20 protein-coding genes and 1 tRNA gene are annotated in these 21354 nt (G+C 62.6%); 14 read left to right on the forward strand and 7 right to left on the reverse strand.

Annotation, left to right across the window (positions count from 1 at the left end; genetic code table 11):
* Nucleotides 1–122 precede the first annotated feature (122 nt).
* Complete coding sequence (locus ACMUJL_RS13915) at nt 123–995, forward strand: DUF6473 family protein (protein WP_416914316.1); 873 nt, start codon at nt 123–125, stop codon at nt 993–995.
* A gap of 78 nt (nt 996–1073) precedes the next feature.
* On the opposite strand, the gene ACMUJL_RS13920 is transcribed toward ACMUJL_RS13915, so the two are convergent.
* From ACMUJL_RS13920 to ACMUJL_RS13945, 6 genes are all read right to left on the reverse strand, one after another.
* On the reverse strand, nt 1074–2000 hold the full coding sequence (locus tag ACMUJL_RS13920; RefSeq protein WP_068291725.1) for an electron transfer flavoprotein subunit alpha/FixB family protein: 927 nt from the start codon (nt 1998–2000) through the stop codon (nt 1074–1076).
* Nucleotides 2000–2758, reverse strand: a complete 759-nt coding sequence (locus tag ACMUJL_RS13925) for an electron transfer flavoprotein subunit beta/FixA family protein (protein WP_068291727.1) — start codon at nt 2756–2758, stop codon at nt 2000–2002. The genes ACMUJL_RS13920 and ACMUJL_RS13925 overlap by 1 nt, the downstream gene beginning before the upstream one ends.
* A gap of 170 nt (nt 2759–2928) precedes the next feature.
* Nucleotides 2929–3501, reverse strand: coding sequence for a cob(I)yrinic acid a,c-diamide adenosyltransferase (locus ACMUJL_RS13930; RefSeq protein ID WP_375573386.1), 573 nt, complete (start codon nt 3499–3501; stop codon nt 2929–2931).
* A 3-nt stretch (nt 3502–3504) separates the two neighbouring features.
* Nucleotides 3505–3708, reverse strand: coding sequence for a twin transmembrane helix small protein (locus ACMUJL_RS13935; RefSeq protein WP_068291730.1), 204 nt, complete (start codon nt 3706–3708; stop codon nt 3505–3507).
* Nucleotides 3709–3795: 87 nt separating this feature from the next.
* Nucleotides 3796–4629, reverse strand: coding sequence for an SDR family NAD(P)-dependent oxidoreductase (locus tag ACMUJL_RS13940; protein WP_375573383.1), 834 nt, complete (start codon nt 4627–4629; stop codon nt 3796–3798).
* 53 nt (nt 4630–4682) lie between these two features.
* Nucleotides 4683–5276: an SH3 domain-containing protein gene (locus ACMUJL_RS13945; RefSeq protein WP_375573381.1), complete on the reverse strand. Its 594-nt coding sequence runs from the start codon at nt 5274–5276 to the stop codon at nt 4683–4685.
* Between the two features lie 182 nt (nt 5277–5458).
* Between ACMUJL_RS13945 and ACMUJL_RS13950 the strand changes: the two genes are divergently transcribed.
* A complete protein-coding gene (locus tag ACMUJL_RS13950; protein ID WP_375573379.1) occupies nt 5459–7783 on the forward strand; it encodes a DNA topoisomerase IV subunit A in 2325 nt (774 codons plus the stop codon).
* A gap of 18 nt (nt 7784–7801) precedes the next feature.
* Here ACMUJL_RS13950 and ACMUJL_RS13955 read toward each other — a convergent pair whose 3' ends face one another.
* A complete protein-coding gene (locus ACMUJL_RS13955; RefSeq protein WP_375573377.1) occupies nt 7802–9190 on the reverse strand; it encodes a cytochrome P450 in 1389 nt (462 codons plus the stop codon).
* Between the two features lie 142 nt (nt 9191–9332).
* On the opposite strand from ACMUJL_RS13955, the gene ACMUJL_RS13960 reads away from it, so the two are divergent.
* The 12 genes from ACMUJL_RS13960 (at nt 9333) to rpoB (ending at nt 21314) form a co-directional block, all read left to right on the forward strand.
* The gene (locus tag ACMUJL_RS13960) at nt 9333–10055 is read left to right on the forward strand and encodes a hypothetical protein (protein WP_375573375.1); all 723 of its coding nucleotides are present in this window, start codon (nt 9333–9335) and stop codon (nt 10053–10055) included.
* A 117-nt stretch (nt 10056–10172) separates the two neighbouring features.
* Nucleotides 10173–11348: an elongation factor Tu gene (gene tuf / locus ACMUJL_RS13965; protein ID WP_375573358.1), complete on the forward strand. Its 1176-nt coding sequence runs from the start codon at nt 10173–10175 to the stop codon at nt 11346–11348.
* Between the two features lie 151 nt (nt 11349–11499).
* Entirely contained in the window at nt 11500–12573 is a 1074-nt protein-coding gene (locus ACMUJL_RS13970) for a GSCFA domain-containing protein (RefSeq protein WP_375573373.1), read from the forward strand.
* Nucleotides 12557–13330, forward strand: coding sequence for a hypothetical protein (locus ACMUJL_RS13975; protein WP_375573371.1), 774 nt, complete (start codon nt 12557–12559; stop codon nt 13328–13330). The genes ACMUJL_RS13970 and ACMUJL_RS13975 overlap by 17 nt, the downstream gene beginning before the upstream one ends.
* 45 nt (nt 13331–13375) lie before the next feature.
* Nucleotides 13376–13451 (forward strand) — tRNA-Trp (locus tag ACMUJL_RS13980).
* A 109-nt stretch (nt 13452–13560) separates the two neighbouring features.
* Nucleotides 13561–13758 carry a preprotein translocase subunit SecE gene (gene secE, locus ACMUJL_RS13985; protein WP_068289633.1) on the forward strand — a complete coding sequence of 66 codons (198 nt, stop codon included), beginning with the start codon at nt 13561–13563 and terminating at the stop codon, nt 13756–13758.
* Nucleotides 13759–13952: 194 nt separating this feature from the next.
* Nucleotides 13953–14486 carry a transcription termination/antitermination protein NusG gene (nusG, locus tag ACMUJL_RS13990; protein ID WP_375573369.1) on the forward strand — a complete coding sequence of 178 codons (534 nt, stop codon included), beginning with the start codon at nt 13953–13955 and terminating at the stop codon, nt 14484–14486.
* 104 nt (nt 14487–14590) lie between these two features.
* Complete coding sequence (rplK, locus tag ACMUJL_RS13995; RefSeq protein WP_068289623.1) at nt 14591–15016, forward strand: 50S ribosomal protein L11; 426 nt, start codon at nt 14591–14593, stop codon at nt 15014–15016.
* A gap of 1 nt (nt 15017) precedes the next feature.
* The gene (rplA, locus tag ACMUJL_RS14000) at nt 15018–15716 is read left to right on the forward strand and encodes a 50S ribosomal protein L1 (RefSeq protein ID WP_068289622.1); all 699 of its coding nucleotides are present in this window, start codon (nt 15018–15020) and stop codon (nt 15714–15716) included.
* Between the two features lie 249 nt (nt 15717–15965).
* Nucleotides 15966–16481 carry a 50S ribosomal protein L10 gene (gene rplJ / locus ACMUJL_RS14005; RefSeq protein ID WP_068289621.1) on the forward strand — a complete coding sequence of 172 codons (516 nt, stop codon included), beginning with the start codon at nt 15966–15968 and terminating at the stop codon, nt 16479–16481.
* A 69-nt stretch (nt 16482–16550) separates the two neighbouring features.
* Nucleotides 16551–16931, forward strand: a complete 381-nt coding sequence (gene rplL, locus ACMUJL_RS14010) for a 50S ribosomal protein L7/L12 (RefSeq protein ID WP_068289620.1) — start codon at nt 16551–16553, stop codon at nt 16929–16931.
* 237 nt (nt 16932–17168) lie between these two features.
* Nucleotides 17169–21314, forward strand: coding sequence for a DNA-directed RNA polymerase subunit beta (rpoB, locus tag ACMUJL_RS14015; protein ID WP_416914318.1), 4146 nt, complete (start codon nt 17169–17171; stop codon nt 21312–21314).
* Nucleotides 21315–21354 lie beyond the last annotated feature (40 nt).

A 21354-nucleotide genomic window follows, 5' to 3' on the forward strand; every position in this document is an offset into this window, starting at 1 on the left:
TGCAAGGCCACAGGCGTCAGGACGGATCGTTAATAATTTCGCTCAATTGCATGTTTAAGGGAATCGCAAGTTCTTTGCGTGATTCTGCCCGACGGGTGAGTTTCAACAATCGGGTGGGATAGATGACCTATGACGCAACCGGCCAAGGTGGCCTGAACTATTTTCCATGCCGCTATGGGCGATCGCGCTTGCAGTTTCGCGGCCCAAGGCGGCGCCTTGGCGGTGATTATGCACTGTTCCTGGGGGGGACTGAAACCTATGGGCGTTTCATCGCGAAACCCTTTCCCGCGCTGATCGAGGATGCGACGGGCCTGAAATGCGTCAATTTCGGTTGGCAGAACGCCGGGGTGGATGCCTTCCTGAATGACACCACGGTGATGGAGGTGGCCAACCAGTCGCGCGTGACGGTCGTGCAGGTCATGGGCGCACAGAACATGTCCAACCGGTTCTACGCGGTACATCCGCGGCGCAACGACCGTTTCCTGAATGCGTCCGGCTTGATGAAGCAGATGTTCCGCGATGTGGATTTCACCGATTTTGCCTTCAACCGGCACATGCTGTCCTCGATCCGGCAGCTTTCACCGGATCGCTACCGCATGATCCGGGAGGAGTTGAAACAGGCCTGGCTCGCGCGCATGCGCCACCTGTTGCAGGGTATCGGCGGGCGGACGGTGTTGCTGTGGTTCGCGGATCATGAACCGCTCTGCGGGGATCCACAGGATGCAGGCCCAGCCGTCGTGCCGGGGGATGATCTTGGGCGTGATCCGCTGTTCGTGGACAGGTCCATGATCGAAGAGCTTCGCCCCCTAGTGACCCAGGTGGTCGAGGTTACCGCCAGCCCGCAGGCGCTTGCCAGGGGAACCGAAGGCATGGTGTTTTCACCGTTGGAGGCCCCGGCAGCGGCCGGGCTGATGGGGCCTGCTGCGCATCAGGAGGTCGCAGAGATGCTGGCCCCGGTGCTGCAAGCCATGATGGGGGGGCGGGCGATGCCGTGACGGGTTGCGACAGCGCAAAACGAAAGGCCCGCCTGAGAGGGCGGGCCTTCTGGTGGTCCCTTGCGGGTGTCACCTGCGTCAGATCTTCTCGATCAGTTCCGGGACAGCGCTGAAGAGGTCTGCCACCAGACCGTAATCGGCGACCTGGAAGATCGGCGCCTCTTCATCCTTGTTGATGGCGACGATGATCTTGCTGTCCTTCATGCCGGCGAGGTGCTGGATCGCACCCGAGATGCCGACGGCGACATAAAGATCGGGTGCCACGACCTTGCCGGTCTGGCCGACCTGCCAGTCGTTCGGCGCATAGCCCGAGTCGACGGCCGCGCGGGATGCGCCGACGGCGGCGCCCAGCTTGTCGGCCAGCTTCTCGATCAGGGCGAAGTCGGCTTCGGAGCCCACGCCGCGCCCGCCGGACACGACCACGCCCGCGCTGGTCAGTTCGGGACGGTCCGATGCCGCGACCTTGTCTTCAACCCATTCGGACAGGCCGGGATTGTCGCCGGTAGCGATGGCTTCGACAGGGGCCGAGCCACCCATCGGGGCCAGATCGAAGGTCGAGGTGCGGATCGTCATCACCTTGACGCTGTCGGTGGATTTCACTGTCTGGATCGCGTTGCCCGCATAGATCGGACGCTCGAACGTGTCGGCATCGACCACGCCGACCACGTCGGACAGGATCATCACGTCCAGCAGGGCCGCAACGCGCGGCATGATGTTCTTCGCATCCGTCGTGGAGGGGGCCACGATATGCGAATAATTGCCTGCCAGGCTGACGATCAGGGCCGCCACGGGTTCGGCCAGGCGATGACCATAAAGTGCATCCTCGGCAACCAGCACCCTGGATACACCTTCGATCTTCGCGGCCTCGTCGGCTGCGGCTTTTGCCGTTGCACCCGTGCAGAGCACGGTCACATCGCCCAGTTTCCCGGCAGCGGTCACGGCCTTGGCGGTGGCGTCCACCGCCAGCGTGCCGTCAGTCACTTCACCAATCAGAAGAACAGCCATCACACAGCCCCCGCTTCCTTGAGTTTCGCCACAAGCTCGTCGACCGAGCCCACCTTGATACCTGCCGCCCGTGCCGCCGGTTCCGAGGTCTTGACCACGGTCAGGCGCGGGGTGACATCGACGCCGTAATCGGCGGCGGTCTTTTCATCGAGCGGCTTCTTCTTGGCCTTCATGATGTTGGGAAGGCTGGCATAGCGCGGCTCGTTCAGGCGCAGGTCGGCGGTCACGATCGTCGGCAGCTTGACCTTGATCGTCTGCAGGCCGCCGTCCACCTCGCGGGTGACCAGCGCGTGATCGCCCTGCACGTCCAGATCCGAGGCGAAGGCCGCCTGGGACCAGCCCAGCAGCGCCGACAGCATCTGGCCGGTCGCATTCATGTCGTTGTCGATCGCCTGCTTGCCCGCGATCACCAGGCCGGGGGCCTCCTCGGCGATGACGGCCTTGAGGATCTTGGCCACCGCCAGCGGCTCGATGTCGTTGTGCACGTCATCGGAGGCGACGACCAGGATCGCGCGATCCGCACCCATGGCCAGCGCAGTGCGCAGTGTTTCCTGCGCCTGCTTCACGCCGATGGAGACAACCACGACTTCGTCGGCCTTGCCCGCTTCCTTCAGCCGGATCGCCTCTTCCACGGCGATCTCGTCGAACGGGTTCATCGACATCTTCACATTGGCGAGATCGACACCGCTTCCGTCCGCCTTGACGCGAACCTTCACGTTATAGTCGATCACACGTTTGACAGGCACGAGTACCTTCATTGGCGTGGTCTCCCTCAGATTGCGGGAAGACGATTTACGACTCCCCAGATAACACTCTGCGCGTTGATATAATCTTGCGCGCCGGTGAAACAGGGCAAAATCGTCACGTCATGGTCATAAGACGCCGCGTTTTTCGGTCAGGATGTCCCATCGTGGGACATTGACGCAAATTAACGGTTCGCCCCCGGCACCCAGAGAACATCTGCGCGGCCGTCATCGTTGGCGACGCGGGCCGCCACGAAGAACCAGTCGGACAAGCGGTTGAGATATTTGACCGCATCCGGGTTCACGGTTTCCATCGTCGCCAGTTCCACGGTTTCACGCTCCGCGCGGCGGCTGATGGTGCGGCACAGGTGAAGATAGGCGGCAAGTGCCGAACCGCCGGGCAGAATGAAGCTGCGCAGGGGTTCCAGACGGCTGTTCATCGCGTCGATTTCTGCCTCGAGCCGGTCCACCTGCGCCTTGACCATGCGCAAGGGCGGGTATTCTGCATCCGCGTCACGCTCCATGTCGGGGCGGCACAGATCCGCGCCAAGATCGAACAGGTCGTTCTGGATCCGCGCCAGCGCCGCGTCCAGCTCCGTGTCGGCATGCAGACGGGCCATCCCGACGGTGGCATTTGCCTCGTCCACGGTGCCATAGGCGGTCACGCGCATCGAATGCTTGGCGACGCGCGCGCCATTCCCCAGCGCGGTTTCGCCGTCATCGCCGGTCTTGGTGTAGATCTTGTTCAGAACAATCATGTCTTATCCCTGTCTGCGGAGCCAAACGAACAGAAGTATGAGAACAACCGCGCCCAATTGCGCCCCGATCCGCCAGCGCATGATCTTGTTGGCATATTTGCGATTGAACTCGCCGCCCTTGGCGAAGCCGCCGATGCCCAGCAGCAGGATGCCCAGCACCGCAAGACAGGCTGCGACCACAACGTAGAACAGGGGATCGTCCCTCATCACTTCAGTCCTTTTTTCCTTGTCTCGCCCCATGTAGAGGGCGCGCGACAAAAAGCGAACCTGAATTTTGCCGCAAGGGGTGTGGCGTCAGCCCTTGGCCAGCACCCAATCCAGCGCCCGCGTCGGCAGGATGCGGCGCAACAGGCCCATCGCATAGGTCGGCGTGGTGACGTAATAGCGTGCCCTGGGCCGCGGTGCCTCAAGCGCATGGATCAATTTCGCGGTCACCGCAGAGGCCGGCAATTCGAACCTGTCCTTCCTGATCTTCGGCTCGTAAAGCCGCTTGAGCAGGGTGCTGCGATACTGATCGGCGCGCGGGCTGTTCTGCCAGTCGATCCAGCGTTCGAAATGGGGAATCGAGTTGGCGCGGATGCGGCTGGCGATGGGGCCGGGTTCGATCAGGATGACATCGATGCCGGTGCCGCGCATCTCGATCCTGAGTGTGTCGCTGAGCGCCTCGATGGCATATTTGGTGGCGTTGTAGGCAGAGCGCCACGGCGCCACCACCAACCCCAGCACCGACGAGCAGTTGATGATCCGGCCATGCCCCTGGGCGCGCATCACCGGGATGACCAGCCGTGTCAGGTCATGCCAACCGAAAACGTTGACTTCGAAAATCTCGGCCAGGGCTTCGCGCGGAAGGTCCTCGGCGGCGCCCGGGCAGGCATAGGCACCATTGTTGAACAGCGCATCCAGCCTGCCGCCGGTCTGATCCAGCACATGTGCAAGCGCGGCGCGGATCGACGCGGGATCGGCATAGTCCAGTTGCACGGCATCCAGCCCTTCGGCGCTGAGCCGGTCGACATCCGCCTGCTGGCGGCATGCCGCAAAGACGCGCCAACCCCGCGCCTTGAGGCCATGCGCCGCGTCGTAACCGATACCTGAGGAACAGCCGGTGATGAGGATGGTTTTCGTGTTCATGCCGCCGTCATCGCAACTGGCGCGTCATGTTGCAACACCTGACGGTGCGTGGATCAACCGTTGCCTTTCGAGACAAGCGTGCCAAGGACCCAGCCGACCCTGTTGCTTTCGATGGCGCGCATCCTCATCCAACCGTTGTCGAAGGTTTCCAGAACCTCCACCTCTGTGCCTCGCGACAGTTTGGCCACAACGCCGTAGCGCGTGCCGGGACCGCTGCGGAAATTCACGACATTTCCGGTGATGCGGCGGATATCGCGTGTCACTTCCTGTTGGGCGGGGGTGCTGGTTGCGATGATCTGCTCCAGCGGTGCTGTGTCGGCAGGCTGTGCCAGATTCAGTGTTGCGGTCCAGCGGATGACATCGTTCGCCTGCCCATCCGCAGAAACCGCGATGGGGCGAAGGGTCATGTCCTCGGGCAGATCGCCCAGCCCGCCCGGATCGAAGTCCGAGCTGTTCATGCTGACGGTGTCAAGAATGACCGTGTCGATCTTGTCCTGTGCAACAGTGGCGACGACAGTGGGCTGTGCCGCGGCTTCGGCTTTCAAGCGCAGGGCTTCAGCCTGCCGTGACCCTTCGCGGGGCTGATAATCGGCGCCGCCGCTCAGCGTATAGAAAGACCATCCAAGAAATGCAAAAGTTGCCGTCATCAGACGCCACATGCCCATACCCCCAAACACACAAACTCACGAAAAACAGCCGAAAACCGACTGGGCAGGATTCCGCCTATATCTGATTCGGCCTGATAGGCATTGTCATTTTTTCAGAAATTGCCGCGCTGTTGTACGCTGGTTGCTTTACCAAGCTGCGGTGTGCGTCTATCACCTGACGCATGAGCGACCTGATCGACGATAATGTCCCGAACCCTTCCGAGGTGTCCGAACCGCTGCGCCGCGCGATTGGCGAGCGCTACCTGACCTATGCCTTGTCGACGATCATGCATCGCGCGCTGCCTGACGCGCGCGACGGCCTGAAGCCCGTGCATCGCCGCATCCTTTATGCGATGCGCGAACTGCGGCTCAGCAGCAGCGGGGGCTTCCGCAAGTCGGCCAAGATCTCGGGCGACGTGATGGGGAACTATCACCCGCATGGCGATGCGGCGATCTATGATGCGATGGCGCGTCTGGCGCAGGATTTCAACGTCCGCTATCCGCTGGTGGACGGGCAGGGCAACTTCGGCAATATCGACGGCGACAACCCGGCCGCCGCACGCTACACCGAAGCGCGCATGACCCCCGCCGCCGAGGCGCTGATGGAGGGGCTGACGGAAAACGCCGTCGATTTCCGCCCCAACTATGACGGCACACTTGAGGAACCCGTGGTCTTCCCGGCGGCGTTTCCGAACCTTCTGGCGAACGGGTCATCCGGGATCGCGGTCGGCATGGCGACCAACATTCCGCCGCATAACATCGAAGAACTGGTGGGCGCCTGTCTGCACCTGATCAAATCGCCTGACGCGCGGGATGAAACCCTGCTGCAATATGTACCGGGACCCGATTTTCCGACCGGCGGCGTGATCGTCGAACCGCGCGAAAGCATCGCCGAGGCCTATCGCACCGGGCGTGGTGCCTTCCGTCTGCGCTGCAAATGGGAGGTCGAGGATCTGGGCCGTGGCCAGTGGCAGATCGTGATCACCGAGATCCCCTATCAGGTACAGAAATCCAAGCTGATCGAGAAGATCGCGGAACTGATACAAACCAAGAAGATCCCCATTCTGGGCGATGTGCGCGACGAATCCGCAGATGACGTGCGTCTGGTGCTGGAGCCGCGCGCGCGCACGGTCGATGCGAATGTGCTGATGGGCATGATGTTCCGCAACTCGGACCTCGAAGTGCGGTTCAGCCTGAACATGAACGTGTTGATCGATGGTCTGACGCCCAAGGTCTGTTCGCTGAAAGAAGTGCTGCGCGCCTTCCTTGATCACCGGCGCGAGGTGCTGCAGCGCCGGTCCCGCCACCGGCTGGAAAAGATCGATCACCGGCTGGAAGTGCTGGAAGGCTTCATCATCGCCTTCCTGAACCTCGACCGCGTGATCGACATCATCCGCTATGATGACGATCCCAAGCGCGCGCTGATGTACGAGAACTGGGGCAACCCCCATGCGCGGGCGACGTCCGAGAAGGATTACGTCTCGCCCCTGGCCGGACGGAGCATCACCGAAGCCGACGAGCCCGAACTGACCGAGGTGCAGGCCGAGGCGATCCTGAACATGCGCCTGCGGTCGTTGCGGCGGCTGGAGGAGATCGAGCTGATCCGCGAGCGCGACGCGCTGATGGAAGAGCGCGCCACGCTGGAGGATCTGCTGGACAGCGAAAAGCTGCAGTGGGCGGCGATCGCCGATCAGCTGCGCGAGGTGCGCAAGCAGTTCGGCGCGTCCAGCCCGGGCGGCGCGCGGCGCACCCAGTTCGCCGAGGCGGGCGAGGTCGAGGAAGTGCCGCTGGAGGCGATGATCGAGCGCGAGCCGCTGACCGTGATCTGTTCGCAGATGGGCTGGATCCGGGCGATGTCGGGCCATATCGACCTGACCCGCGAGATCAAGTTCAAGGACGGCGACGGGCCGCGTTTCGCCTTCCATGCGGAAACCACCGACAAGCTGCTGGTCTTTGCCTCGAACGGGCGTTTCTACACCGTGGGGGCGATGAACCTGCCCGGTGGGCGCGGCATGGGTGAGCCGCTGCGCCTGATGGTGGATCTGCCGAACGAGGCGCAGATCGTGGACATCCTGATCCACAAGCCGGGGCGCAAGTTGCTGGTCGCATCGTCGGCGGGGGATGGTTTCGTCGTGTCCGAGGATGAGGTCGTCGCACAGACCCGCGCCGGCAAGCAGGTGCTGAACCTGTCGGGTGATGCGCGCGCGCTGGTGTGCCGTCCGGTGTCGGGCGATCACGTGGCCTGCGTGGGCGAGAACCGCAAGGTCCTGGTCTTTCCGCTGGACGAGTTGCCGGAAATGGCGCGCGGCAAGGGCGTGCGGCTGCAGAAGTTCAAGGATGGCGGGCTGTCGGATGCGATCACCTTTGCGCTGTCCGACGGGCTCAGCTGGCATGATCCCGCGGGGCGCACCCGCACCGAAAGCGACCTGGCCGAATGGCTGGGCAAACGTGCCAGCGCAGGCCGGATGGCGCCACGCGGATTTCCGCGCGACAACAGGTTCACCTGACGGTGGGGCGGTGCCGGTCTAGGCCGGGTCCGCCTGCAGCCACACACCGCCCTCGGGGCGTAGGGTCAGGATCATCACGGGTTTCGGATCGCGGCCCGGCACCGGGCGGAAGCGGAACCGTGACAGCAGGGTGGCCAGGATGATCACGGCCTCCTGCAGGGCGAAGCTGGCGCCGATGCAGATGCGCGGCCCATCCCCGAAGGGCAGGTAGGCATAGCGCGGCACGGCCTTGCGGTCGGCGAAGCGTTCCGGGCGGAAGCTGTCCGGGTCATCCCACAGCAGATGATTGCGGTGCAGGGCATAGATCGGGATCATCACGGTGTCGCCGGGCCTGATCTCGCGCCCGCCCAGTGTGTCGGCGGCTTGTGCTGTCCGCGACACGAGACCGGCGGGGGGGTAGAGGCGCAGTGCCTCGTCCACGATCTGGCGGATGAAGGGCAGCGCCTCGACATCCGCGCCGGTCGCGGCGCGGCCTTGCAGGACCGATTGAGCTTCGGCCCTCGCGCGGTCCTGCACCTCGGGATCAAAGGCGCAGAGGTAAAGCGCCCAGCCCAGGGTCAGGGCGGTGGTTTCATGACCTGCGACGATGAAGGTCAGCAGGTTGTCGCGCAGCTCGCCCGTATCCATCTGACGTTTCGTTTCGGGGTCTTCCCCGGCCAGCAGCAGGTCCAGCAGATCGGGCACCGCCTTGCCATGGCCCGCGCGGCGTCGCTGATCGATGGATTGATCCGCCACACCCTTCATCTGTTTGAGGGCGGCGCCCGACATCATCCGCCCCGGTCGCGGCACCCAGTCGGGAAAGCCCAGGATGTCGAAAAGGCTGATCTTGCCCGCCTCGCTGATATAGGCGTCGATGGCCTTGTGCACCGCGTCGCGATCAAAACCGCCGCCGCCCGAAAAGGTGACGTCACTGATCACGTCGAAGGTGGCGCGCACCATTTCGTCGAACATGTCCACCGCGCGCGGCCCTGCGGTCGCGACGCGTTCGGCTGACCTTTCGGCGGCGGCGGTCATGATCGGGGCCAGGTTCATCACGTTGCGATGCGAGAATACGGGTGCGGCCGCACGGCGCTGCCAGCGCCAGTGCGCGCCTTCGGCCACGAACAATGATTCGCCGATCGCGGGGCGCAGCAGGTTCTTGGTGACGTCCGACTTGGGGTAATCGTCCAGCCGTTCCAGCAGCATCTGGCGGATGGCGTCCGGGTCCATAACCATGTGCCAGCGCTTGCCGGTCTTGCCGCTGACCATGGGTTGGCGGGTTGCGATCTCGGGGATGATCGACAGCACGTTCTGGCGCGCGGCATTCAGGCTTTTCAGCAGCCCCCAGGGTTCCGTGACAAGTGGAACGCGCACGGGCTGGCGCCGTGGTCCGGGCGCTGGCGTGTCGATGGTCTCTGCGTGGGACATGGGCGGATGCCTCCTTGGAGAAGGATATAGGGCGTGGGAGCGTTCGGCAAACGGGTCACGGCGCGCGCCAAGCTGCCGCAGGCGCGTTGCGCGCAAGGTTCCGCTGCGCTATGCCCGAGACATCGCCGCGAAGGACTATGCCATGTTCCGTCTGCTTGCCCTGCTTTCCTCGGTCCTTCTGATGGCCGCCTGCACCAATCCGAACGACCTGGATGAGGCGCCGGCCGATCTGGGCGATTTCCGCCTTGGCCATAACGTTGTCGTGGCCTCGAAGATGACGCGCGGGCCTGTATCGCGCGAGGCGACGCCGGAGGAATGGCAGGAATCGCTGAAAGGCGCGATCGACGAACGTTTCGGCCGCTACGAGGGGGATCGCCTCTATCACCTCGGGGTCAGCGTCGAAGGTTATGTGCTGGCGCAACCGGGCATTCCGATCGTGGCCTCGCCGAACTCTGTCCTGATCCTGTTGCTGACGGTCTGGGATGATGCTCTCAGCCAGAAGATGAACACGCCCCCCGAACAGATCACCGTGATCGAGACGATTTCAGGCAACACCATCCTTGGGTCCGGTCTGACCCAGTCCAAGGAAGTGCAGATGCGCAACCTCAGCCGGAATGCGGCCAAGCAGATCGAGAATTTCCTTGTTCGCAGGCGCGCTGCCGAAGGGTGGTTCGGTGAGGGCACGAATGCGGCGCAAGAGCCGGATGCGGCGACGTCCGAGAACGATGAGCCCGCTGTCGCCGCGACCTCGGCCGCCCCGGTGATCAACCCGCCGCTGCGGCCGGTCGCGGCGCCGGCCCGGATCGCTCCGCCGCGCGGTGCGATCCTTCAGGAGCCCGAGGTTCTGGCGCCGCCGTCCCAGTGACCCGTCCGCGCCAAGAGACGCTTGATTTTCCCCGGCCAAGTCAATAAACGGCGCGCGGAGACAGAAACGGGTTTGTCCGAAGAGCGGGCGGCCCCCGAACAGAAGGCGCTGCGCAGGATGGGCAAGGCAAAGTTTGAACGTAACAAACCGCACGTTAACATCGGCACGATTGGTCACGTTGACCACGGCAAGACGACGCTGACGGCTGCGATCACGAAGTATTTCGGCGAATTCCGCGCGTATGACCAGATCGATGGCGCGCCGGAAGAGAAGGCGCGCGGGATCACGATCTCGACCGCGCACGTTGAATACGAGACCGAGACGCGTCACTACGCACACGTCGACTGCCCCGGCCACGCTGACTATGTGAAGAACATGATCACGGGTGCTGCGCAGATGGACGGCGCGATCTTGGTTGTGAACGCCGCTGACGGCCCGATGCCGCAGACGCGCGAGCACATCCTGCTGGGCCGCCAGGTGGGCATCCCCTACATGGTCGTCTACATGAACAAGGTTGACCAGGTTGACGACGAGGAGCTGCTGGAGCTGGTGGAGATGGAGATCCGCGAGCTTCTGACCTCCTACGAGTATCCTGGCGACGACATTCCGATCATCAAGGGTTCGGCCCTGGCGGCGATGGAAGGCCGTGACGCGGAGATCGGCGAGAACTCGATCCGCGCGCTGATGGAAGCGGTTGACAGCTACATCCCGACGCCCGAGCGTGCCGTGGACAAGCCGTTCCTGATGCCGATCGAAGACGTGTTCTCGATCTCGGGCCGTGGTACCGTTGTGACCGGCCGTATCGAGCGTGGCGTGATCAACGTCGGCGACAGCATCGAGATCGTGGGGATCAAGGACACCAAGACGACGACCTGCACGGGCGTCGAAATGTTCCGCAAGCTGCTGGATCGTGGTGAGGCCGGCGACAACGTGGGCGTTCTGCTGCGCGGTATCGACCGTGAAGGCGTCGAGCGCGGTCAGGTTCTTTGCAAGCCGAAGTCCGTGAACCCGCACACCCAGTTCGAGGCAGAAGCCTACATCCTGACGAAGGAAGAAGGCGGCCGTCACACGCCGTTCTTCGCGAACTACCGTCCGCAGTTCTACTTCCGCACGACCGACGTGACCGGGACCGTGACGCTGCCCGAGGGCACTGAGATGGTGATGCCGGGCGACAACCTGAAGTTCACCGTCGAACTGATCGCACCGATCGCGATGGAAGACGGCCTGCGCTTCGCCATCCGTGAAGGCGGTCGTACCGTCGGCGCGGGTGTCGTGTCCAAAATTCTGAAGTAAAAGACCACTTCGGATCAGGAAAATGCGGAAAGAGCCCCCCATGCGGGCGGGGGCTCTTTTCTTGTTCGGGGAGGCCGTGTTGTGTGCCGGACCTTGCTCTGCTAGCGTTCGGGACAGTGTGAACGGTGTCCTTGCGGTAAAGAGTTGTCGAATGCCAGACGCGTTGCAGAACCCCTACGAGGCCTTGCCGCAGCGGGCCTATTGGCGCCCGGCCGTGGCGGATGTTGGCGCTTTCGGGCTGACCGAACTCTGGACGCCGAAGTTTCGCATTCTTCCCAAGGACCGCATCGTCACGGCCGGCAGCTGTTTCGCGCAGCATATCGGGCGGGCGCTTGCGGCGCGGGGGTATGACTGGGTCAATGCCGAACCCGCGCCACCTTTCCTGAGTGCCGAGGACGCGCGCCGCTTCAACTATGGCATCTTCAGTTTCCGCACGGGCAACATCTATACGCCCCGCATGCTGCGGCAATGGCTGGAACTGGCGTTCGAGACGCGCGATCTGCCGGACGAGGTCTGGCAGCAAGAGGGGCGTTTCTTCGATCCGCTGCGCCCGGTGATCGAGCCGGATGGCTTTGCCTCCGAGGCTGAATTGCGCACGGCACGGTCCACAACCCTGGACGCCATTCGCCGGGCCATCACCGGGGCGGATGTTTTCGTCTTCACGCTGGGGCTGACGGAATCATGGTCGCATGCCGAAACCGGGCTGGAATATGCGCTGTGCCCCGGCACCGTGCCCGGCTGCGCCTTCGACCCGGAAAAGCACGTCTTCCGCAACAGCGGCTTTCGCCCCCTGCTGCGCGAGATGCAGGCTGCGATCAAGCTGATGCGGGCGAAGAACCCGTCGCTCAAGATCCTGCTGACGGTGTCCCCCGTTCCCCTGACGGCGACCGCATCCGCGAAACATGTGCTGGTCGCGACCACCTATTCCAAATCCGTCCTGCGCGCCCTTGCCGGCCAGCTTGAAGCCGAGGTGAAGGGTGTCGACTATTTCCCCTCCTACGAGATCATCACGCATCCTGTGTTCCGGGGCATGTTCTACGGGCCCAACATGCGCAGTGTCGCGCCGCAGGGCGTCGACTGCGTGATGCAGCATTTCTTCGCGGATCAGGCACGTGTCTTCGGCCCCGTCAAGGCGCGGCACAGGCGCAAGGCTGCGGTGCCCGCCGCCACGGACCCCGAGGATGTGACCTGCGAAGAGGAATTGCTTGGTGCTTTCTCGACCTGAAACCCTCTGCATCTTCGGTGACAGTCATATCGGAAGCGTCCGGCGCGCATTGGATGCGGGACTGGAGGGGCTGGATGGCTTCGAGGTCGAGTTCTGGGGTGCGGCCGGGCCGCTTTTCCGGCAGATCGACATCAGGCAGGGTGTCGTGCGGCCCAGCGGCAAGGAGGCCGAGGAGGTCGTGTTGCGGGTCAACGGAAAGGGGCGCGCGACCCTCGCGCCCGGAGATTTCGACACTTACCTGTTCTACGGAGCACGCTTGCGGATCGCGGAATTCATGCTGCCATATCTGCATCATCTGCGTGATCCCCGGCAGGCGGTCAGCAGTGCGGTGATGCAGGCCGCCGCCCGGCAGTTCCTTGCATCCTGCCGCGCGGTCAGGATCGCCCGCAGCTTTGCGGCCAGCGGCAGCACGCGGGTGTTTTTCGCGCCTGCCCCCCTGATGACGGATGGCATGACGGGGCAGGGGGCGTTGAAATCGCCATTGAAGGATTACCCGCGCGCGACCGAGGCCACGGCGGCAGACCGCACGCGCGTCTGGCAGATGTTCGCGCAACTGCTGGCGGATGACGGTATCACGCTGATCGCGCAACCGGATGAAACCGTCGTCAACGGTGTCTTCACGTCCGCCGACTTTGCGATCGAAGGGGCCGAGGCCAGTGGGGATGCGGGACACAAATCGCCGGAGTTCGCGGCCCTGATGCTGCGGGCCTTCGTTGCGGCCGCGCGTCGCGACGGATGCAAGAAAACCAACGATTAGCCCTTGATATTGATGGCGGCGCGTCGTATCGGATGCACCGGCCTTAGGGGTATAGCTCAGCTGGTAGAGCGACGGTCTCCAAAACCGTAGGTCGCGGGTTCGAGCCCTGCTGCCCCTGCCACTTTCACGTCAGTGCGACAAGACCAGAGGCCGCGCCGATGCAGCGGGCCTTGAAATCCGCATCCCACCCGCGTATGTGCAGCCCTGACCCAGATAGAAAAGACGTATCCATGGCACGTACCAACCCGATCCAGTATATCCAGCAGGTCCGCTCGGAAGTTTCCAAGGTGGTCTGGCCGACCCGTCGCGAAGTCCTGCTGACGACCGTGATGGTCTTCATCCTGGCGGCGCTGACGGCGCTGTTCTTTTCGCTGGTGGATCTGACGATCCAGTTCGGTCTGCGGACCGTTCTTGGCATGTTCGGCTAAGCCGCGTTCTGATCAAAAAGCACCGCTTGCCCTTGAAACCGGAACGTTTCCTTTGTAGGGGACACACCTGATCCGGAAATGGCGTGCGGCGATTCGTGTTGCACGCCGATTTTTGTTTTCGGAAGGGCTGTAGCAAGCTCTTGGAAATTAAGGGAAATGCCGACCGAGGTCGGAAGTTGAGGACTGGAACAGCGATGGCTAAGCGGTGGTATTCGGTGAGCGTTCTCTCGAACCTCGAGAAGAAGATCGCCGAACAGATCAGGCAAGCCGTCATCGAGAACGGTCTTGAGGACCAGATCGAAGAGGTTCTGGTACCGACCGAAGAAGTGATCGAAGTGCGTCGCGGCAAGAAGGTCACGACCGAGCGTCGTTTCATGCCGGGCTACGTGCTGGTGCGGATGGAAATGTCCGACAAGGGGTATCACCTGATCAACTCGATCAACCGCGTCACCGGGTTCCTTGGTCCGCAAGGCCGCCCGATGCCGATGCGCGATGCCGAGGTGCAGGCGATCCTGGGTCGGGTGCAGGAGGGCGAGGAAAGCCCGCGCACCCTGATCCACTTCGAGATCGGCGAGCGGGTCAAGGTCAACGACGGTCCTTTCGAGGATTTCGACGGCATGATCGAGGAAATCGACGAGGCCAACCAGCGTCTGAAGGTTGCTGTCTCGATCTTTGGCCGGGAAACCCCGGTGGAACTGGAATTCACCCAGGTCTCCAAGCAGATCTGAGTGTGTAGATCGTGGGAGGCGAGGCGGTCGCGACCGCCGGACCGGACCACGCCACGGAGTGCCGGCTGACGCGTCAGTCCGGCGTTGGAAAAAGGAGAGGCCATATGGCCAAGAAACTGATCGGCAAGCTCAAGCTTCAGGTGAAAGCCGGGCAAGCCAACCCCTCCCCGCCTGTCGGCCCGGCCCTGGGTCAGCGCGGCATCAACATCATGGAATTCTGCAAGGCGTTCAACGCCAAGACCGCGGACATGGAGCCTGGCGCCCCGACCCCGGTCGTGATTTCCTACTACCAGGACAAGTCCTTCACGATGGACATCAAGACGCCGCCCGCGTCTTACTATCTGAAGAAGGCCGCCAAGCTGCAGTCCGGGTCCAAGACCCCCGGTCGCGCCACCGCAGGCACCGTGACCGTCGCCCAGGTGAAGGAAATCGCCGAAGCGAAGATGGTCGATCTCAACGCCAACGACATCGAAGGCGCAATGCAGATCATCCTGGGCTCTGCCCGCTCCATGGGCATCGAGGTGAAGTAAGATGGCGAAGTTTGGAAAACGTACCCGCGCCGCTCGCGAAGCCGTTGCCGGCAAGGAAAACCTGAGCGTCGAAGACGCCGTCAAGCTGATCAAGGCGAATGCCTCGGCCAAGTTCGACGAAACCGTCGAAATCGCGATGAACCTGGGCGTTGACCCGCGTCACGCCGACCAGATGGTTCGTGGTGTTGTCGGTCTGCCGAACGGCACCGGCAAGGACGTGCGCGTCGCCGTGTTCGCCCGTGGTGCCAAGGCTGATGAGGCCACCGCCGCAGGTGCCGACATCGTTGGCGCAGAGGACCTGATGGAAACCATCCTGTCCGGCAAGATCGAGTTCGATCGCTGCATCGCAACCCCTGACATGATGCCGGTCGTCGGCCGTCTGGGCAAGGTGCTGGGCCCGCGCAACCTGATGCCTAACCCCAAGGTGGGTACGGTGACCATGGATGTTGCAACGGCTGTGCAGGCTGCCAAGGGCGGTGAAGTGCAGTTCAAGGTCGAGAAGGCCGGTGTCGTGCACGCAGGTGTCGGCAAGGTGTCCTTCGACGAGGCGAAACTGGTCGAAAACATCCGTGCCTTCGTAGGTGCGGTGTCGCGTGCCAAGCCGACAGGTGCCAAGGGCGCCTATCTGCGCAAGGTGTCGATCTCGTCGACGATGGGCCCCGGCGTGTCGGTGGACCTGGCCTCGGCAAGCGCCGAATAAGAATTCCGCCCCGGGCCTGGCCCGGGGTCGAATGGCGGGGCCGTCATCGGCCCTGTCCTGTCCGAGACGGAGGGTTCAGGCAAGCGCCTGAATAAATCCTTCCCGAGATGGGGAACGAGACAACCTGACCGTTGGGTGTGATCCCTCGGGTAGATCTGGCCTCGGGACCCTGAAATTGGACCCGAACGCCCCTTGTTCGCAGGGGGCAAAACTGAGCCGGGGGGAGACCCCCAAATTTGGAGTGAAACTGTGGATAGAGCACAAAAAGAGAAAGTGGTCGAGGAACTCGGCCAGATCTTTGAAAGCTCTGGCGTTGTGGTCGTAGCCCATTACGCAGGTCTCACGGTTGCCGAGATGCAGGACCTGCGCGCGCGTATGCGCAAAGTGGGTGGGTCCGTCCGCGTCGCCAAGAACAAGCTCGCCAAGATCGCCCTTGAAGGGAAGCCTTGCGAAAGCATCGCCAATCTTCTGACGGGCATGACCGTACTGACCTATTCCGAGGACCCCGTGGCAGCAGCCAAGGTGGCCGAGGACTTCGCCAAGGACAACAAGAAGTTTGAAATCCTTGGCGGGGCTATGGGCAGCACGGCTCTGGACCGGGCCGGTGTCGAAGCCGTGTCGAAAATGCCGTCGCGCGAGGAGCTTATCGCTTCGATCGTGGGCTGCATTGCGGCACCCGCTGCGAACATCGCCGGTGCGATTGGTGCGCCTGCTTCGAATATCGCGTCCATCCTGTCCACGATCGAGGACAAGGCGGCTGCGTGAGCAACCTTTGATCTGCGTGTGGAAAACCCCGCACGTTGGAACACATCTTAAACGAACGGAAACAGTAAAATGGCTGATCTGAAGAAACTGGCAGAAGAGATCGTTGGTCTGACGCTTCTCGAAGCACAAGAACTGAAAACCATCCTGAAGGATGAGTACGGCATCGAGCCCGCCGCCGGCGGCGCAGTGATGATGGCTGGCCCCGCCGCTGGTGGCGCTGCCGATTCTGCTGAAGAGCAGACCGAATTCGACGTCATCCTGAAGGATGCCGGCGCTTCCAAGATCAACGTGATCAAGGAAGTCCGCGCCATCACCGGTCTGGGCCTGAAAGAAGCCAAGGACCTGGTCGATGCAGGCGGCAAGGCAGTGAAAGAGCAAGTCTCGAAAGCCGAAGCAGACGACATCAAGGCAAAGCTGGAAGCAGCTGGCGCCACCGTCGAGCTGAAGTAATCGGTTCCGGGGAAACCCGGAGAACTGATTTGGCTGGGTCCGGTTTTTCCGGGCCCAGCCTAACCCGTCTCGGAAAGGGCTTTCACGGAAGTCTTTTCCAAGGTGCGGTTCAAGGATCGGGAGGCCTCTGGTGGGACAGGGGCCGCGAATTGATCAGAACAGTCCTGTTTCAAAGAGGTGCGCTGTCGTGGCCCGACGACCTGCGTGACCGGAGAGAAACGAAAGGTGACATCGACCATGGCTCAGACCTTCCTCGGCCAGAAACGTTTGCGCAGATATTACGGCAAGATCCGCGAAGTGCTGGAAATGCCGAACCTGATCGAGGTGCAGAAATCCTCGTATGACCTGTTCCTGAACTCTGGCAGCGGCATGCAGCCCGCTGACGGCGAAGGAATCATGGGCGTGTTCCAGTCGGTCTTCCCGATCAAGGATTTCAACGAATCCAGCGTGCTGGAATTCGTGAAATACGAGCTGGAAAAGCCGAAATACGACGTCGATGAATGCATGCAGCGCGACATGACCTATGCTGCGCCGCTCAAGGTCACACTGCGTCTGATCGTGTTCGATGTCGACGAGGATACTGGCGCGAAGTCGGTCAAGGACATCAAGGAACAGGACGTGTTCATGGGCGACATGCCCCTGATGACGCCCAACGGCACCTTCGTGGTGAACGGGACCGAGCGGGTCATCGTGTCCCAGATGCACCGTTCGCCGGGCGTGTTCTTCGATCATGACAAGGGCAAGACGCACAGCTCGGGCAAGTTGCTGTTCGCCTGCCGCATCATTCCGTATCGCGGGTCCTGGCTGGATTTCGAATTCGACGCCAAGGACATCGTGTTCGCGCGGATCGACCGTCGCCGCAAACTGCCGGTGACCACCCTGCTCTATGCCCTGGGCATGGACCAGGAGGCGATCATGGACGCCTATTACGATACCGTTCAGTACAAGCTGTCCAAGACCAAGGGTGCCGCTCAGGGCTGGGTGACCAAGTTCTTCCCCGACCGCGTCCGCGGTACGCGTCCGACCTTTGACCTGGTCGATGCCGCCACTGGCGAAGTGATCGCCGAAGCCGGCAAGAAGATCACCCCGCGCGCGGTGAAGCAGCTGAAAGACGACGGGAAGGTGACCCAGCTTCTGGTGCCTTTCGAAAACATCCTGGGAAAGTTCGTCGCCAAGGACATCATCAACGAGGAAACCGGCGCGATCTATGTCGAAGCCGGCGACGAGCTGACGCTGACCCGCGACAAGGATGGCGAGATCACCGGCGGTTCGCTGAAGGAACTGATGGATGCGGGTATCTCCGACATCCCGGTTCTGGACATCGATAACATCAACGTCGGTCCCTACATCCGCAACACGATGGTGGCAGACAAGAACATCGGCCGCGAAGGCGCGTTGATGGACATCTACCGCGTGATGCGCCCGGGCGAGCCGCCCACGGTCGAGGCCGCAAGCGCGCTGTTCGACACGCTGTTCTTCGATGCGGATCGGTATGACCTGTCCGCCGTGGGCCGCGTGAAGATGAACATGCGTCTGGATCTGGATGCCGCGGACACGATGCGCACCCTGCGCCGCGAAGATATCGTGGCCTGTATCAAGGCGCTGTGCGAACTGCGCGACGGCAAGGGCGACATCGACGATATCGACCACCTGGGCAACCGTCGTGTCCGTTCGGTCGGCGAGCTGATGGAGAACCAGTACCGCGTCGGTCTGCTGCGGATGGAGCGCGCCATCAAGGAGCGCATGTCCTCGGTCGAGATCGACACGGTGATGCCGCAGGACCTGATCAACGCCAAGCCGGCAGCCGCTGCCGTGCGCGAGTTCTTCGGCTCCAGCCAGCTGTCGCAGTTCATGGACCAGACCAACCCGCTGTCCGAAGTGACGCACAAGCGCCGCCTGTCGGCCCTTGGGCCGGGCGGTCTGACCCGCGAGCGTGCGGGCTTCGAGGTCCGCGACGTTCACCCGACCCACTATGGCCGGATGTGTCCGATTGAAACGCCCGAAGGTCAGAACATCGGTCTGATCAACAGCCTTGCGACCTATGCGCGGGTGAACAAGTACGGTTTCATCGAAACACCCTACCGTCTTGTGAAAGAAGGTCAGGTGACGGATGAGGTCGTGTACCTGTCCGCGACCGAGGAAATGCGCCACACCGTGGCGCAGGCCAACGCGACGCTGGATGCCGATGGCAATCTCGTCAACGAACTGGTCACCACCCGCCAGTCCGGCGACTACACGCTGGCGCCGCGCGAGCAGGTGGACCTGATCGACGTCAGCCCCAAGCAGCTGGTGTCGGTTGCGGCCTCGCTGATTCCGTTCCTTGAAAACGACGACGCCAACCGCGCCCTGATGGGTTCGAACATGATGCGTCAGGCGCTGCCGCTGGTGCAGACCGAGGCGCCGCTGGTCGGTACCGGGATCGAAGGCATCGTGGCCCGCGACTCCGGTGCAGCGATCATGGCGCGCCGCGCCGGTGTGATCGACCAGGTCGACGCGATGCGTATCGTTGTGCGCGCCACGGAAGACCTGGAACTGGGCGATGCGGGTGTGGACATCTACCGCATGCGCAAGTTCCAGCGGTCGAACCAGAACACCTGCATCAACCAGCGTCCGCTGGTGAAGGTGGGCGATGTGGTGGCCAAGGGCGAAGTGATCGCCGACGGTCCCTGCACCGACATGGGCGAACTGGCCGTGGGCCGGAACGTCATCGTCGCGTTCATGCCGTGGAACGGCTACAACTACGAAGACTCGATCCTGATTTCCGAGCGGATCGCGCGTGACGACGTCTTTACCTCGATCCATATCGAGGAATTCGAAGTCGCCGCACGTGACACCAAGCTTGGGCCGGAAGAGATCACGCGCGACATTCCCAACGTCGGCGAGGAAGCCCTGCGCAACCTCGACGAGGCGGGCATCGTCTACATCGGTGCCGATGTGGAGCCGGGCGATATTCTGGTGGGCAAGATCACGCCCAAGGGCGAAAGCCCGATGACCCCGGAAGAAAAGCTGCTGCGCGCCATCTTCGGCGAAAAGGCATCGGACGTGCGCGATACCTCGCTGCGTGTGAAGCCCGGCGATTTCGGCACGGTCGTGGAAGTGCGTGTCTTCAACCGCCATGGTGTGGAAAAAGACGAACGTGCGCTGCAGATCGAGCGTGAAGAAGTCGAGCGTCTGGCGCGTGACCGCGACGACGAGCTGGCGATCCTGGACCGCAACATCTACGCCCGCCTCAAGGACATGATCCTGGGCAAGGTCGCGGTGAAGGGTCCGAAAGGCGTCAAGCCGAACTCGATCATCGACGAAGAGCTTCTGTCCACGCTCAGCCGTGGCCAGTGGTGGCAGCTGGCGCTTGAGAACGAGGCCGATGCCCAGATCATGGAAGCGCTGAACGCACAGTACGAAGTGCAGAAGCGTACCCTTGATGCTCGTTTCGAGGACAAGGTCGAAAAGGTCCGCCGCGGCGACGATCTGCCGCCGGGCGTGATGAAGATGGTCAAGGTCTTCATCGCGGTGAAGCGCAAGCTGCAGCCGGGCGACAAGATGGCCGGTCGTCACGGCAACAAGGGTGTGGTCTCCAAGGTCATCCCGATGGAAGACATGCCCTTCCTGGCCGACGGTACGCCGGTCGATATCTGTCTGAACCCGCTGGGCGTGCCTTCGCGCATGAACGTAGGTCAGATCCTTGAAACCCACATGGGCTGGGCGTCGCGTACGCTGGGTCTGCGGGTGGACGAGGCGCTGCAGGAATACCGCCGGTCGGGTGATCTGACCCCGGTGCGCGATGCGATGCGTCAGGCTTATGGCGACGATGTCTACGATGAAGGCATCGAAGGCATGGACGAGGATCAGCTGATCGAGGCGGCAGGCACCATCACCAAGGGTGTTCCGATCGCAACGCCGGTCTTCGACGGCGCGAAAGAGGCGGATGTGAACGATGCGCTCAAGCGCGCTGGGTTCGACACCTCCGGTCAGTCGATCCTGTTCGACGGGCGCACGGGCGAGCAGTTCATCCGCCCCGTGACCGTGGGCATCAAGTACCTGCTGAAGCTGCATCACCTTGTGGACGAAAAGATCCACGCACGTTCGACCGGGCCCTACAGCCTTGTCACGCAGCAGCCGCTGGGTGGTAAGGCCCAGTTCGGTGGCCAGCGTCTGGGTGAGATGGAGGTCTGGGCACTGGAAGCTTACGGTGCCGCCTACACGCTGCAGGAAATGCTGACCGTCAAGTCGGACGACGTGGCAGGCCGGACCAAGGTGTACGAGTCGATCGTCAAGGGCGAAGACAACTTCGAGGCCGGTGTGCCCGAGTCGTTCAACGTTCTGGTGAAAGAAGTGCGCGGCCTTGGCCTGAACATGGAACTCCTGGACGCCGAGGACGAGTGATCAGGGCGGCGCGCGACATGGGTCGCGCGCCCCTTCGACC

It is taken from the genome of Seohaeicola sp. (assembly GCF_048006315.1).
Lineage (GTDB): Bacteria > Pseudomonadota > Alphaproteobacteria > Rhodobacterales > Rhodobacteraceae > Seohaeicola.